This window comes from Pseudalkalibacillus sp. R45, from assembly GCF_052246725.1.
In the GTDB taxonomy this organism is placed as follows: domain Bacteria; phylum Bacillota; class Bacilli; order Bacillales; family Fictibacillaceae; genus Pseudalkalibacillus.
This window is the reverse complement of sequence record NZ_JBQQCL010000001.1, coordinates 1,048,187-1,063,564: the sequence shown is the minus strand read 5'-3', so window position 1 is coordinate 1,063,564 and position 15,378 is coordinate 1,048,187. Positions and strand designations below refer to the sequence as shown.

Annotated in this window: 12 protein-coding genes; 11 read left to right on the top strand and 1 reads right to left on the bottom strand. The window is 42.6% G+C overall.

Annotated elements, in window-relative coordinates; translation table 11 throughout:
• The first annotated feature begins 107 nt into the window (after positions 1-107).
• From ACTWQL_RS04955 to ACTWQL_RS04905, 11 genes are all read left to right on the top strand, one after another.
• Complete coding sequence (locus ACTWQL_RS04955; protein ID WP_443141294.1) at positions 108-1,682, top strand: FAD-dependent oxidoreductase; 1,575 nt, start codon at positions 108-110, stop codon at positions 1,680-1,682.
• Positions 1,683-2,002: 320 nt separating this feature from the next.
• Positions 2,003-2,929, top strand: coding sequence for a ribokinase (gene rbsK, locus ACTWQL_RS04950; protein WP_443141293.1), 927 nt, complete (start codon positions 2,003-2,005; stop codon positions 2,927-2,929).
• A 109-nt stretch (positions 2,930-3,038) separates the two neighbouring features.
• Entirely contained in the window at positions 3,039-4,388 is a 1,350-nt protein-coding gene (locus ACTWQL_RS04945) for an ABC transporter substrate-binding protein (protein ID WP_443141292.1), read from the top strand.
• A gap of 201 nt (positions 4,389-4,589) precedes the next feature.
• Entirely contained in the window at positions 4,590-5,486 is an 897-nt protein-coding gene (locus tag ACTWQL_RS04940) for a carbohydrate ABC transporter permease (protein ID WP_443141291.1), read from the top strand.
• An 18-nt stretch (positions 5,487-5,504) separates the two neighbouring features.
• Positions 5,505-6,323: a carbohydrate ABC transporter permease gene (locus ACTWQL_RS04935; RefSeq protein WP_443141290.1), complete on the top strand. Its 819-nt coding sequence runs from the start codon at positions 5,505-5,507 to the stop codon at positions 6,321-6,323.
• An 11-nt stretch (positions 6,324-6,334) separates the two neighbouring features.
• Complete coding sequence (locus ACTWQL_RS04930; protein ID WP_443141289.1) at positions 6,335-7,447, top strand: Gfo/Idh/MocA family protein; 1,113 nt, start codon at positions 6,335-6,337, stop codon at positions 7,445-7,447.
• Positions 7,437-7,805, top strand: coding sequence for a cupin domain-containing protein (locus tag ACTWQL_RS04925; protein WP_443141288.1), 369 nt, complete (start codon positions 7,437-7,439; stop codon positions 7,803-7,805). Before ACTWQL_RS04930 ends, ACTWQL_RS04925 begins: the two co-directional genes overlap by 11 nt.
• A gap of 49 nt (positions 7,806-7,854) precedes the next feature.
• Positions 7,855-10,056: a DUF6259 domain-containing protein gene (locus tag ACTWQL_RS04920; RefSeq protein WP_443141287.1), complete on the top strand. Its 2,202-nt coding sequence runs from the start codon at positions 7,855-7,857 to the stop codon at positions 10,054-10,056.
• 45 nt (positions 10,057-10,101) lie between these two features.
• Positions 10,102-11,442, top strand: a complete 1,341-nt coding sequence (locus ACTWQL_RS04915) for a sulfatase-like hydrolase/transferase (RefSeq protein ID WP_443141286.1) — start codon at positions 10,102-10,104, stop codon at positions 11,440-11,442.
• Positions 11,443-11,529: 87 nt separating this feature from the next.
• Positions 11,530-12,528 (top strand): LacI family DNA-binding transcriptional regulator, encoded by a 999-nt coding sequence (locus ACTWQL_RS04910; RefSeq protein ID WP_443141285.1) that lies wholly within the window; start codon positions 11,530-11,532, stop codon positions 12,526-12,528.
• A 120-nt stretch (positions 12,529-12,648) separates the two neighbouring features.
• Positions 12,649-14,625: a beta-galactosidase gene (locus tag ACTWQL_RS04905; protein WP_443141284.1), complete on the top strand. Its 1,977-nt coding sequence runs from the start codon at positions 12,649-12,651 to the stop codon at positions 14,623-14,625.
• A gap of 28 nt (positions 14,626-14,653) precedes the next feature.
• Here the strand turns inward: ACTWQL_RS04905 and ACTWQL_RS04900 are convergent, their stop codons facing one another.
• The gene (locus ACTWQL_RS04900) at positions 14,654-15,319 is read right to left on the bottom strand and encodes a YesL family protein (RefSeq protein WP_443141283.1); all 666 of its coding nucleotides are present in this window, start codon (positions 15,317-15,319) and stop codon (positions 14,654-14,656) included.
• Positions 15,320-15,378: the final 59 nt, after the last annotated feature.

The window sequence follows — 15,378 nt, the reverse complement described above, 5'->3', positions numbered from 1 at the left end:
CAAATTCGTTTTTGTGTGTTTTCATGTACTCATGAATGGTTTCCCGGCTAATTTTGATCAAGTACCACGTACAAATACATATCAGTTTTATAAAGGAGTCGTTCCTTATGAGTAAAGAAATGCATGCTGAGATCATCGTCATCGGAGGTGGACTTGGCGGGACTATGGCCGCACTTTCTGCTGCAAAAATGGGGAAGAAGGTGATTTTGACAGAAGAGACTGTGCGGATTGGCGGTCAGCTGACGAGCCAGCTCGTTCCGCCTGATGAACATAAATGGATTGAACAGTTCGGCTGTACAGGCAGTTATCGGGAGTTTCGCAATCGAGTCCGAGGGTATTATCGGAAAAATTACCCGTTGACAGAGAAGGCGAGGGAGAATGCGAAGTTGAATCCAGGGAATGCGCTTGTAAGCCGCCTCTCCCATGATCCGAGGGTTTCTTTGGCGGTCTTGAACGATATACTGGCTCCTTATATCCATACTGGTAAAATCACGTTGCTTTTAGAGCAAAAACCAGTTGCAGCAGAAACAGATGGAGATGAAATTCGTTCCGTTACCATTCGCAGCTTGAAGACAGGAAATGAAGTAACGATCAGCGGCTCACTTTTTATTGATGCATCCGAATGTGGGGATCTTCTGCCGCTTGCAGGTGTTGAATATGTGACCGGAGCAGAGGGATATGAGGAAACCGGGGAGCCGCATGCGTTGAAGGAAGGAGCGGAACCACTTGATATGCAGTCCATTACTCATTGTTTTGCAGTGGACTATCTGGAAGGTGAAGATCACACGATTGAAAAACCTGAGCAATATGAGTTCTGGAAAAACTATCAGGCGGATTTCTTGGACCACAAACAATTAAGCTGGTTTGGTCCGGATGCAGCGACTGGAGAATCGAAGTTGTTCACGCTTTTTCCTCAAAAAGGATTGTTTTCATTTTGGGAATATAGAAGGGCATTGGATAAAAGTCTATTGCGTGAGAGCTTTGCTGACGGTGATCTATCTCTGATCAACTGGCCGCAAAATGATTATTGGCTCGGTCCGATATACGAAGTTGAGGAAGATGAACGCCAGAAACATCTGAAGGGTGCAAAGCAATTAAGTTTATCCCTTTTGTATTGGATGCAGACAGAAGCACTGAGACATGACGGTGGCATCGGTTATCCAGGATTACGGTTGAGGCGGGATGTGGCAGGGACCGAAGATGGTCTTGCGATGTATCCTTATATTCGCGAATCACGCAGGATAAAGGCAGAAACCACCGTGAAAGAACAGGACATCAATGCGGAATACCGTGGTAATAAAGGGATCAAGAAGGTTGAAGATTCGATCGGGGTAGGCTGTTATCGGATCGATCTCCATCCGACGATCGTGACCAATCAGCTGTTTTATACACCAAGTCTTCCATTTGAAATACCGCTTGGGACGCTTTTACCGGTCCGCATGAAGAATCTCATCGCAGGAAGCAAAAACATTGGAGCCACCCATATCACGAACGGCTGCTTCCGCGTCCATCCTGTAGAATGGAACATCGGTGAGTCCGCCGGTTATTTAGCAGCCTTCGCTCATGAAAAAGGCATCGAACCACGAACAGTCCGGCACACTCAAGCGCATCTACAAGACTATCAAAATCTCCTCCAACAACAAGGCATCGAACTAGAGTGGCCAAAAATCGAAGCCATTTAAATATTATGGTGCCTGGCACGACAATTTACCCCTTGTGCCCCAACGGTTCTCAAAAGGTGCCAGGCACAAATGTTAGAAAATTTCGAAAAAAAGATTGAAAAATATCGAAAAGTATATTATTATCATTTTAAGTAATAAGGGAAGTCGATTTTATTTTTTTCACAAAATGTGTAAACGTTTACATAAGGAATAAAAATTTTTGACGCAATATGTATACGTTTACACAAAAAGCAATTCTTCTATTGAATATATTTTTTTACTGATGTGTAAACGTTTACACAAATGAATCAGAATTTTTCGACAAAGGATGTAGATGAAGTGTGAGTATATTGGTGATTGGTAGTTTTATGATGGATTTGGTCGTCAAGACGCCTCGAGTACCTGAGAATGGGGAGACCATCATAGGAAAAGCATTATTGAGATTTCCAGGAGGAAAAGGAGCGAATCAAGCTGTAGCAGCTGCCCGGCTTTCAGGAAATGTCACAATGGCAGGGATGGTCGGGGTCGACCAGTTTGGCAATGAGGCCATTAACGTATTGAATCATGAAAAAGTGAACTCGAATTATATCCAGCGTGATCTCGAGAATTCCACAGGGGTCGGCCTTGTCATGGTGGAGGCGAACGGCAACAACCGGATTGTTGTCATACCAGGGGCGAATTTATCTTTTAAAGCAAAGGATCTCGATCAAATAAGAGGAATGATAAATGATTTTGATATTGTCCTCATGCAATTGGAAATGGATCTGGAGATGATTGAAAAAGCAGTTACATATGCGGATGATGCTCGGGTCCCTATCATATTGAACCCGGCTCCTGCACAAAAGTTGAGTGATGATCTACTGAAAAAAATCACGTATTTGACACCAAATGAAACCGAAGCTGAAATCCTGACAGGTATTAAAATCCATACCAAAGAGGATGCAGAGAAAGCAGGAAGATCACTTCTGGAAAAAGGGGTTCAGCATGTCATCATTACGTTGGGTGAAAAGGGTGCCCTGATCGTGGACGAGTCGGGAACGACTTATGTTCCGGGCTTCCCAGTAACCCCATATGACACCGTGGCAGCAGGAGATGCCTTCAACGGAGCGTTATCGGTCGGGATTACAGGCGGGAAATCGTTAGTTGATGCAGTGAAACATGCGAATGCAGTAGGGGCATTAGCGGTTACCAAACAGGGGGCCATACCGTCATTGCCTCATGTTGAAGAAGTGGAAGAATTTATAAAGTCGAAAGAAGTTTTGCAATGATCTCTTAAGGGGGGAGGCTTATGATTTGGAGGTCCCTTTGACTTTCAAGTAAGGAAGGAATGTTGATCAAGGTGTAATCAAATGATCCGGAAGAGGAGAGGTTGTTGAAATGCGTAAAAAGTACTTGGTAGGTTTTATTGCCATGTTGATGATTGTATCGACTGTATTGTCTGGATGTAAAGGGACTGGCCCAGAAGGAAATGCCAGTCAAGAAGTTACGGCAGACGGGAAAACCGTGTTGAACTTATGGACTCCTCAGTGGGATGATCTTTCAGCTGATTGGTTCAAGAAAAACATTGATGCTTACAACAAGTCACAAGATGATGTAGTAGTCAAAGTCGAGTTCATTCCTGGAGATGCATGGGAACAAAAAATCAAGGCAGCTCAAGCAGCAGGGACGAGTCCGGATATCACAACGATGAATTATAATAAAATCGTTTTTTCCGCTCAACAAGGAACGATAAAACCTTTAGATGACTATGTCGATTCAAAAATCTGGGAAGATTTATACGAGAATGTGAATGAATTTGTTTCGTATGACGGAAAACATTATGCCTATCCAATGCTATTGGAGCCTTCTTCGATTTTATATTACCGAAAGGATTTCTTTGAGGAAGCAGGATTAGATCCGGATACGCCACCTAAGACATGGGATGAATTCATCGAATATGGGAAGAAGCTGAAACAAGGTAAACGGGTTGGATTGGCGGCAGCTGGAAATACAACGGAACTCGGATGGACACACTGGGGATTGCAAGCCATGGTCGGCGGATCCCCTGTCAATGAAGATTGGTCTGAGGCAACCATCAATTCAGAACCATTTGAAAAATTGCTTACATTCTGGAGCACTTTGTATAAGGAAGGTATACTGCCAAAGCAAGCACCAGGGCCATATACAGACATTAAACCATTGGCTGAGGGCCGTGCAGCTATGCAGATTAATGGATCATGGGGAATCAGTGAGCTCCGTAATTCTTATCCTGATGTATTGGACAAAATCGGCATTGCTCCGGTGCCGACACCAGATGGCGATCAAGATGTACCAACAGCCTCTTTAGGTGGATGGACCTTAACGATTGACGGCAATTCGGAACATCCTCAAGAGGCTGCAGATTTCATTGCGTATTTACTTGCGGACGATCCTGAGATCATGATCGATTTCTTTAAAAATGTAACCAAGTTTTCCAAATTCTCTGCACGCAAGTCAGTGGATGAAGCTTTGAAATCTGATCCTGATGCCCAAAATGATGAGTGGAGGAAAATGATTGCAGAAGAAGTAGTACCATATGCGGTCGCTGAGCCAATCTATGCCTGGGATTTCAGTATGTCGTATGCAAATGCTGTTGAAAGGGTTTACTTGAATAAGAAGAATGTAAAAGAATCCCTCACTATTGCTGAGAAAGAAATAAATGAGTATATCAAAGTAAACAATTATGAAGGCACAAATCCAAACCAATGATAAGGTAAGAAGCTAGATTAGATGGTCGAGAGATTCATAGTCTCAAGACTCCTGCTGATCCCGGTGGAGCCGTCCAAATGACATCCAGTAAGGCGATGTTTCATACTGGAGGACGTGAACACCCCGATTATCCAATTCATCATCAAAGGGGGACAAAGGGTCTCCCTTTGGTGAAAGTTTCACTTAATAGGGTGGGTGACTATGGCAAAAAATATGTATTTCATGAAAAAGAAAGATACAACAACCGCATATCTCATGCTTCTTCCACTACTTGTATTGTTGTCGACATTCGTTGTCATTCCGTTGATTTACGCGATTTTTGTAAGCTTCTATCAATGGAATTTTTATCAGGATTCGGTTTTTGTCGGATTTGATAATTTTAAATCGGTGATCTATGATGATCAATTTTACAAGTCCCTTTGGGTAGGATTAAAGTTTGCACTTATAGTCATTCCTGTTCAATTTGTCTTAGCCTTTTTGTTCGCAAACTTGATCAAAACGGTCGGTGGAAAAGTAAGCGGATTTCTAAAAGGCTCCATTTATATTCCACATGTCATTTCTGGGGTGGTCGCATCTATCATTTTCTTATTCATCTATGATTACTATGGTGGATTAGCGAACTTTTTAGTTGGAGTAGTTGGTATTGAACCGATTGCATGGTTGACTGAAATAAAATTTGCATTAGGCAGCATTTCGGTTCCAGCAATATGGCTTGGTTTTGGAATGACGACATTGATCATGCTTGCAGGCTTGAATGATATTCCACGATCCTATTACGAAGCAGCTGAAATTGACGGGGCAAATGCCTTTCAGAAGGCGGTTCACATTACGATCCCATTGCTGAGGAATATTTTTCTGTACCTGTTAGTCGTTGGGACGACAGGTGCAGTTCAACAGTTTGACCTTCCCTATATGATGACAGGAGGGGGTCCATTGAATGAAACGATGATGCCTAACCTATTCATCTATAATCATTTCAAGAGTGATCCATATATGGGATACACCATTGCTTCTGCATTAGTCCTGTTCATTGTGTTAGGGATCATTTCAGCAATCATTTTCAAGGTTTTGAATTCAAAGAAAGGATTGGATGGCTGACATCTGGAGGTGAGTGATGTGAAAAGTAAATTAAAAGTAAGTCTCCTTAATATCATCGGGTTGATTGTTGCATTGATATCCATATTTCCCCTTGTATGGATGGCGATTGCCGGGTTCAAATCAAAGTCAGAAGTACTGGCCTATCCATTTAAATTCTTTCCGTCAGAATGGCATTTTTCGAACTATGTTGAGCTTTTCCAGTCAGATGCGTTCCTGCGATCGATTTTCATCACCTTATTGGGTGCGGTCATTTTTACTATACTTATCATTTTTGTCAATTCAATGGCAGCGTATGCCTTTGCAAGACTGGATTTCCCATTCAAGAATCAATTATGGATATACGTCATCATGACGTTGTTCATCCCATCCATGGCGATCCTGATTCCATCTTACATTGTTGTAGCAAAGCTTAAAATGTTGAATACATTAGCCGTTCTCATCATTCCAGGGATTGCGTCTGCAATCAATGTATTTTTAATACGGCAGTTCTATTTGAATATCCCAGTCGAGTTGGAGGAAGCGGCATTGATTGATGGAGCGTCCCGTTTCCGAATTTATTGGTATATCTTTTTGCCATTATCCGTACCTGTCTTTGTACTAGTAGGGATCGGCGCATTCTTAGGGTATTGGAATGCCTTGATCTGGCCGATCATGACGATTTCGGATGAAAGGTTATACCAGATCATGCAGCTTCTCGCCTACTTCCGATCCGAACAAAGCAGTGATTGGTCCATGATCATGGCAGGCTCCACCATTTCCGCTTTACCTGTCATCATATTGTTCCTATTCTTTCAAAAGTATTTGATTGAAGGTATCAAAATTTCTGGAATCAAGTAGGAGGCGTTCTTTTGGAATCTTATATCCGGTATAACTTCGAATATGATTGTAAAGTAAGGGTTTGCTTTATTGGTGCAGGAGGACATTCCTTTCGAAACATTTATCCAACTTTCCAATATACGCCGATAGACTTGGTTGCGATTTGTGATAAGGACATGGAAAAAGCCGATGCTTATAAGCGTCAATTCGGTGCCGAGCGATCATACACGGATCATATGGAGATGTTGGAAAAAGAAAAACCGGATGCTGTGTTTATTGTGACGTCGTACGATGCAGATGGGTGTGTCCAAGCAGTACAGCTTGCTAAGGATGCATTACAAATGGGCTGCCATGTGTGGATGGAAAAACCGACAGCATCTAGTGTAGAGGAAGCGAAAGAATTGCTTCAATTAAGTCAAGAGAAACACCGTTATGTCATGACGGGATTAAAGAAGATATTTTTTCCTTCTATTGAAAAAGTAAAGGAAATCATCACCTCTCCTGAATTCGGCATACCATCGTCGATTTATGTTCGATATCCACAGAACTTGCCACCATTTGAAGAACGGGACGATCTATCGAAAATGAAGTGGTTTTTGGATCATATCTTCCATCCAGGCTCAATCCTCTTCTATCTAATGGGGAAAATCGCTTCTTTCTCGTACGAAAGGGAACCGTTTAATGGGGGAAGCGTGACGAATATTCGGTTTGTGTCAGGAGCAGTTGGTACAATGCATTTAACAGCTGGTGGATCTTCGGGTAGTCCACTGGAAAGAGTCGAAGTTATTGGTGAGGGTGCAAATGTAGTGGTCGATAATGGGGTGAAAGTGACTTATTTTCGAAAAGCCAAGCCTCCAATGTATGGAAGAAGTTCTTCATATTTAGTTGAAGAACAGGAAGCACCACTGTATTGGGAGCCTGAATTTTCATTAGGACAGCTATACAATAAGAATATTTTCTATTTAGGTTATGTCCAAGAGGTAAACCATTTTTGCCACAGCATTTTGAATGGAACGCCTCCTAGGAAGGGGACACTTGAACAATCGTTAGAAATCTTGAAGATGTTTGAGGCTTATCGGATAACACCTGAAGGCAAACGGGTGATAGTGAACCGAGCAACTAAGGAGGTGGAGCATGAACTATAGACATTTGATTCAGCAAGCTGTAAAGAACAATATAATAGATTTGGAATGGGGGCAGCTTTCCTGGTTGGTTAACAGTGAATTGATGCAAGAAGCGCAATCTACTATGGGTGTCGTCACTATTTTTCCCGGAAAAAGAAATCCTTACCACCTTCATCCTAATTGTGAGGAAGTTCTCTACGTATTATCTGGCACCTGTGATCACAAGATCGGAGACGAAAACTATCTTTTACAGCCAGGTGACGTCATTTGTATTCCGAAAGGTGTGAAGCATTATGCTTATTGCACGAGTCAGGAGCCTTTGAAAGCCGTTATTTCATTTTCTTCTCCAGATAGAGAGACTATCATCATAGAAGACTGATCGGTTCATCGTAAAATAACCGCGTATCCTATACATAGGAGGACTCAAGATGCTCGTTCTAGAGAATGATTGGCTGTCCATCTCATTTGATGAAGACAGAGGCGCAATCAAACGATTGTATGATAAGCAAAGAGAGATCGAATATATCCCGCGGCTGTTGGACGCTGACCCTTTTCGGTTCGAAATCAATGAGAGGACGATGGCCGATTTTCAGCATTTTTCTTTTAGAGAGCTTCAATTTGACCAAGAAAGGCATGGATATGAATTTACGTGGGCGATTTCGGATCAGATAACAATGACGGCGATGATCCAATTAAACTCCGATACCAATGAAATCTATTTTGATAGTGATGTCTCCAATGAATCGGACAATGAGATTTATAGCCTGGAATATCCGATTATCCCGAATATTGGAGAAATCACAGAGAATGGGCAAGATGATTATCTCGCTCATAGTTTTGCCACGGGGGTTTCCATTCATAATCCGATGGTGAATTTTACAACCGAATGGAATGGTCTGCGATTCATGCCATATCCTGAAGGTTTCTCCGGAGCGACGATGCAGTTTTTCAGTTATTTTGGACAAGGGAAAGGCGGGCTCTATTTTGCCGCTTATGATGGGGAAAGCTACGCGAAGTGGTTGAACTTTTATAAAAATGAGAACCAATTACTTGAAGCCTCCTTTATCCATGGTTATGAAGATATTGGTCCATTTAAAGGGATCAATGTAAGCTATCCGGTTGTGGTTAAGCTTTTGGATGGCCAGGGTTGGTATGAAGGGGCAGACATTTATAAAACCTGGGCAACTCAACAATATTGGTGTCAGAAAGGCCCATTGGCTGAGGTTGATGAAAGTGAAAAATGCGATTGGCTCTTGGAAGAAATGGGTGTTTCGACATTCGGGATCAATGCTGGTTCGGATCGGACGCAGTGGTTTCAAACGCATCATGATCACTTGAAAACAAAAATGTTCCATATTCTTGGACCAGACTGGACCCATCAAATCCAAAGCTTCGGAAGCGGGGTTCCTGGTGGACTGGATGATTGGTTCCCGACAAAGTTCAATCAAAAGAATTTAGAATCGATGGCTTCATACGGTGATAAATATGCGCCGTTCGAATTCGACTATCTATTTAATGTGAATGGGGCTGATGGAGAGTCAGGCAAAAAGGCGTTGCAAAGAATACCTGCCGAAAAAAGCATCGATGCATATAAGTTTTCGCTCATTTGTCCAGCTGAACCCTATGTTCAAAGATTTCATATTGAACGAGATGAAAGACTCCAGGAAGAAGCAAACGTCGACTCCATCTATTACGATATTTCTGCAAATAATATTTTGAAAATCTGCATGGATGAATCACATGGTCATCCAAAAGGCGCAGGCAGACACATCACGATGGCATATCGGGAAAATTATATCAAAACGAAAGAAGCCATGATGAAAAAGGCAGACCTTTCCTATATCCCGATGGGTACAGAGATGATGAATGAAGTGTTCCTGGATATATTGGATTATTATCAGGCGCGGGCAGGAGCACAGCCAGCTGCACCATTGGAAGGTTGGAACATCAGAGAGTTGATGAAATCCGGGGAAGCCGAGCTCATCCCCATGTTCACCTATGTCTATCATGAATATGGCCCCGTCCGACTGGATGGATGGGGGAAATTGGTTGAAGAAATCGGTGACCTATTTTACTTTACTGTCGCCCGTACCTACCTTTGGGGTGGCTTGTACGAATTAAACTATGAATATAGTCCGTTAGAGGCAATCGATGGCGTTGAAAATACGGGGGAGGAACATTACTATCCGTTTGAACCACAGGGCTATCCCTTTTCCCCTCGACGTGCAGAGTATATTTCGAAGTTTGCCCATGTTAGGACAGGTGTGGGAAATAAATATTTAGCGTATGGGAAGATGTTACGACCGCTTAAGTTCGACTGTAAAAAAGTGAATCTATGCTGGGCCCATTATAACTGTGCAAAGAACTTTAAAGAATACAACGATTCCGGAGAACTGACAGTGGATTCGATTGTCCATTCGGTATGGGAAAGCCCCGGACGCCAAATCGGACTATTCTTTGCAAATGTCAGCAATGAGGATCAAGAAATAACAGTAAATCCAGCAGGATATGTTCAGGGAAAGACAACTGCAAAGATTCACGTGGATGGTAAGTTTGTGGAATTGGTTGAGGAACTCAGTACGTTGACCCTATCCATTCCCCAAAAAAGTGTCCTTTTGATCGAAATTTGATCGTTCCACATAAAGTAGAAGTTATAAATGATGGGAGGAATCGGAATGAGGCAGAACATGAATGTTGTATTCATCATGACGGATCAGCAGCGTGCTGATTCCATCGGGGAAGACCGCCATCCTTGTGCGAACTACCCCAACATGGAACAGCTTCGACGAGAATCCGTGTCCTTCAACCGTTTTTATACTGCTGGCTTACCATGCGTTCCGTCTAGACATGCTTTTTTGACTGGTAGACAACCTTGGAAAGTTGGCGTGAGCGGGAATCGGAAGTTTAGTACAGAGGGTGAAACAACATGGATGCAGTTACTGAGGGAAAATGGATATCGGAGCGTATCGGTTGGAAAAACCCATATGATCCATGCTGGTAGTTTTCACATCCAGGTTCCTGTCGGAAAATCATTCGGGAATCAGGAAGGCTGGGATCACTTTCATCCGACTGCTTCACCTGAGTCTGAAGAAAATTATTATGACATCCATATTGCTCGTCGGGCGTGTGAGACATTGGATCGACTCAGTGATAGCGAGCCCTTTGCTTTGTTTGTCGGATTCCATGCCCCTCATGAACCTTATGTCATGCCTGAGAAATACCTTGATTTTTGTAAGCCGGATGATGTTCCGTTACCGGTCAATTGTCACATAGACGAATATAAGACGAAATCCAAAGCCTATCGCCGTCGGGTCGATCATTTTAATAATATGTTCGGTGACATTACAGATGAAATGGTCCGGAAAGGAATTGCCAGCCATTATTCTATGTTGAAAATGGTCGATGATTGTGTTGGAATATTGATGGATAAATTGATCGAAAAAAACCTGTTAGAACATACCTTGATTGTTTTTGCATCGGACCATGGAGAGCTACATGGTGAACATGGCATCTTCAATAAAGGGGCTACGCAATATGAATCTGAAATCCGACTTCCATTCATGATCCGCTTCCCTGATGGACGTCATGCCGGTAAGAGCGTAGAGGCCCTTGCTTCTAGTATTGACTATGCCCCGACGTTATTTGACATCATGGGCCTTTCGCCAGATGTTTCATTTCCTGGTCATTCATTAGTACCTTCGATCGAAGATGGATCAACAGTCAGAGAATATGTGACCATTGCGGATGGAGACGGCGCCATGGGAATTCGGACGAACAAACATAAGCTATGGTACAATTCCAATTTTAGTGACGGTGAGATGTATGATCTGGAGAAGGATCCGATGGAGATGGATAATTTATATCCGCTTCCAGAATATCAGGCACTACGGAGTGAGCTGTTCGAATTGATGCTGCACGCCAGATTAATGGACGATCATCGGGATAATCAATGGACTGAACGGGAAAGACGGCTGCATGATGAGATTAAATCTTCCTATGAACCCGAAATTGTGTAATCCGACTCTGAAGGTTTCAATAAAACGGAGCAATGATTATACTAATATCGTATGTAAACGATTTCAGTTGACGAGGAAGTGTTCCTATTGATCAATGTAACTATCAAAGATATCGCTAGAATGTCAGACGTTTCAACCGCCACCGTTTCAAGGGTTTTGAATAATAATGGATATGCCAGTGCAGAAATCAGGGACAGGGTCCTTTCCGTAGCTAAACAGTTGAATTATCAGCCGAATGGGATTGCCAGAAGTCTGAAGACGGACCGGACCTCTACCATCGGTGTCATCATTCCGGATATTTCAAATCCATATTTTATGAGGATCTCAAAAGGAATCGAGGATACGTTAGAGCAAAGCGGCTATATATTAATGTTTGTGAGCAGTGATGAGAATCCTCATAAAGAGGAAAAAACATTACATGCCCTTCTTAAAAATAGAGTCCAGGCCATTGTCCTCGCGACTTCCAGTGAAAATGACGAAACCATCACCAAGATCCAAGAGACGGGTGTACCGGTTGTTCTGATCGATAGAAAGCTAGGCAATCAGTCCGGTCATTTAGATTCAGTTGTGGAAGACAATGTAGAAGGGGCTTATCAATTAACCAAATACTTGCTTCAAAAAGGACATCGCCATATTGGAGTGATTAATGGAACCCTGGAGGTAAGTACAGGTAGAGAGCGGTATGAAGGATATAAGAGGGCAATTCGGGAGTTTCAAATCGAGGAAGACCCCGAGCTTGTTTTCAATGGTAAATTCAATCAAGAGGATGGGGAAGAGGCTGTCACACATTTCTTTACCCTTGATCAAAAACCGACGGCGATCCTTTCCTTTAATAATACGATGACGTTTGGGGTGATTCTTCAATTAGCGAAAATGGGGTACACGGTTCCGGATGATATCGTGGTCGTGTCTTATGGTGATACGGAAGCCTCCCAGCTATTGAAGCCCCCCGGTATCGTTTGTATAAAACAATCCCCATATGATATGGGCGTCAAAGTAGGTGAAATTTTGCTCAAACAATTGAATGGACATGCAAAAGAACCAGTCCATGAAATATTCAAGCCTGAATTAGATGTACGTGACTAAACTTCTAAAAGGAGTAAGCCATGAGGATTTTAGAATTATTGTCACAAAGGTGAATGTTCACAAGTCATTTGCTTTACTTGGAGGTCACACACCTTTTAAACGATCGAGGAGGGAAATTCCATGAAACAACCAGAATCGATTACGATAGGAGCTGGGTATTACCCGGACCATTGGCCACGTGAAAGATGGCTAGAAGACATTCGTATGATGAAAGATGCAGGTATCAACGTGTTGCGATTAGCGGAGCTTTCCTGGTCTTTTTTAGAGCCGGAAGAAGGAGAGTTCGACTTTACTTGGCTTGATGATTTCATGGGTATGGCTGGAAAAGAAGGACTGCGTATTATCCTTGGAACCCCGATTGAAGCTTCTCCCGTCTGGCTGAGACATAAGCACCCTGAAGTCGTTCGAACGAATCGCTTTGGACAAATTCACGGAGATCGAGGGATGCATTGCCATAATAATTCAACGTTCATCTTTTATGTTGATCGTATTGTGACAAAAATGGCTGCCCATTATGCCGAACATCCAGCTGTCATTGGTTGGCAAATCGACAATGAATTAAGGAATGTCGATTGTTATTGTCCTGAATGTACCATTGAATTTCGGAAGTGGCTGCAAGAAAGGTACGGTTCTTTAGAGAAACTGAATGAAGCGTGGGGGACTTGTTTTTGGAGTCAAGTCTATAACGAGTGGGAAGAAGTTACGTTACCATCAGCTGACCAATTGACCATATCAGTCAGTCAAAAGCTTGATTTTACTAGATTTGGTTCTGACTCGACCATCAATCATCTGAATCGGCAAGCGGAGATCATTCGCAGCTATGCACCCGATCATTTCTTGACGCATAATGCCCTTGGTTGGTATCCCAATTTAAATACCTATCGTTTAGCTGACAAGCTGGACTTCATTAGTTGGGATAGCTATCCTCATGTAGATGGAGATAATCATATAGAATGTTTTTTACACGATCATTATCGAGCGGTGAAGAATCAGGCACATTGGGTTATGGAACAAAAGAACGGATATTTTAATTACAGTGATTATAACTTAGCCATTGAACCAGGACTTATCCGGTTGTGGACGTACCAGGACATTGCCAGAGGGGCAAATGGGGTGATGTATTATCGCTGGCGATCCAATCGGTATAGTGGGGAACAAAACCCGAACGGCCTCCTTCGTCATGATGGAAGTCCAAGAAGGGCGTATTATGAAGTTCAACAAGTGACGGATGAATTGAAGAAGTTTGGCGAAGATTTGATGAAAACAACGGTTCAAGCACCGATTGCGATCATTTACTGCTATGATCAGATGTGGGCATATGACGCACATGTACAATATAAAAATTTTGATTATCGGGACCATCTCTTAGACTATTATCGAGAAGTGAATCGAATGGGGCTGACAGCAGACCTCGTTGACCCGACAGCTGATTTGTCGAAATACAAACTCGTGATTGCGCCATCCATGTCCATGGTAAGTGATGAAATCTATAAAAACGTTGAAGCGTATGTCCGTCAAGGGGGGAACCTTCTAATCGGAGCCAGAAGCGGGATGAAGTCCTGGTCGAATACGACCATTGACACCCCTTGGCCAGGGCTCTTATCAGAAATGGCTGGAGTAGTGGTGGATGAATTTGAAGTCCTTCCGGACAAGTATTCAAATTCAATTACTTATAATGGGAAGGAATACGCGGTGAAGGTTTGGTTAGACATGCTCAAACTCAAACAGGCTGAATCAATCTCAACGTACAAAGAAAAATTTTATGCAGGGAGGACGGCCATCTCCAGAAACAAGTATGGAGATGGAGTGGTGTATTATATCGGTGTGATGGGAAATCGAAAGCTCTGCCATGATCTACTATCCGACATTGCAACGGATATCGATCTTCCTGTTACGGATCTTCCTGAAGAAGTTTATGTTTCCACAAGGTCGAACGAGAAGTATCATTATACTTTTTATATAAATCGAAAAGATGAATCCACAAAGGTCGTATTGCTGGAAGATGGATACGATGTCCTGCAAGATCAACATGTTTCAGGGGAATTGATCATCAAAGGGTTGGATGTCTTGATTGTACGAAATGAAAGGGTAGGATGAGATGAAAAGACAAAGCGACGACACGTTTTTATCGTCCCATCGCTTCCTTATCGGTGTACGCCCCCGCGTTCATTGACCGTTTTTTCCGTTTTTGAATCTTGCGAAATGCATAATGGCTATACCACGTCAATATAAATGCGGTTCCACTCCCGCCTATGAGGGGGATGAAAATGGGCATGAAGAAAGTAAGACCATACATCCCCAAAGCAGCAATGGCCATTAAAATGGAAATCAAAGGGTTCATGATCATGATCAATACGGCATTTCTCAGCATGTGCAATAATCTGGATTCAAAATGAACAAAGACCGGGAAGACATATAGGCATGTCAGTAAATAAATGAAAATAACCACCAGCAATGGATAATAGGTTAGCTGCAAGAAATGATTGGAAGTGTCTCGTACGATTGATAAATCCAAATAGAAGATAGCCCCGATTATACAGAGGATGTACCCGAAAAGATTGCTTCTCAAGAAGTCCTTTTTATAAGCAGCCCAAAATGTTTTCCATATCGGGAGGTCGGATTCCTCTGACAACCACTTCCGGGTCACTGTGAACATGGCAGCCGTAGCGGGGAAAAAGCCGAGAACAAACAGACCGAGTGTTGCGGACAAAATCCATAAGACATTCAGATAGATGAATTTTGTAAGCCAATACGAAAATCTATACAAATTACCGATCCATCCGGCTTCCATAGAACCCACTCCAACATAAAAGATTTTGATTTCTGTAATCGTTTACACACTATTATTCT

Excerpts from the sequence above, each read along its gene's own strand:
- ACTWQL_RS04920 (WP_443141287.1), top strand. The coding sequence starts at position 7,855 with ATGCTCGTTCTAGAGAATGATTGGCTGTCCATCTCATTTGATGAAGAC.
- ACTWQL_RS04940 (WP_443141291.1), top strand. The coding sequence starts at position 4,590 with ATGGCAAAAAATATGTATTTCATGAAAAAGAAAGATACAACAACCGCA.
- ACTWQL_RS04900 (WP_443141283.1), bottom strand. The coding sequence starts at position 15,319 with ATGGAAGCCGGATGGATCGGTAATTTGTATAGATTTTCGTATTGGCTT.
- ACTWQL_RS04925 (WP_443141288.1), top strand. The coding sequence starts at position 7,437 with ATGAACTATAGACATTTGATTCAGCAAGCTGTAAAGAACAATATAATA.
- ACTWQL_RS04945 (WP_443141292.1), top strand. The coding sequence starts at position 3,039 with ATGCGTAAAAAGTACTTGGTAGGTTTTATTGCCATGTTGATGATTGTA.
- ACTWQL_RS04955 (WP_443141294.1), top strand. The coding sequence starts at position 108 with ATGAGTAAAGAAATGCATGCTGAGATCATCGTCATCGGAGGTGGACTT.
- ACTWQL_RS04915 (WP_443141286.1), top strand. The coding sequence starts at position 10,102 with ATGAGGCAGAACATGAATGTTGTATTCATCATGACGGATCAGCAGCGT.
- ACTWQL_RS04905 (WP_443141284.1), top strand. The coding sequence starts at position 12,649 with ATGAAACAACCAGAATCGATTACGATAGGAGCTGGGTATTACCCGGAC.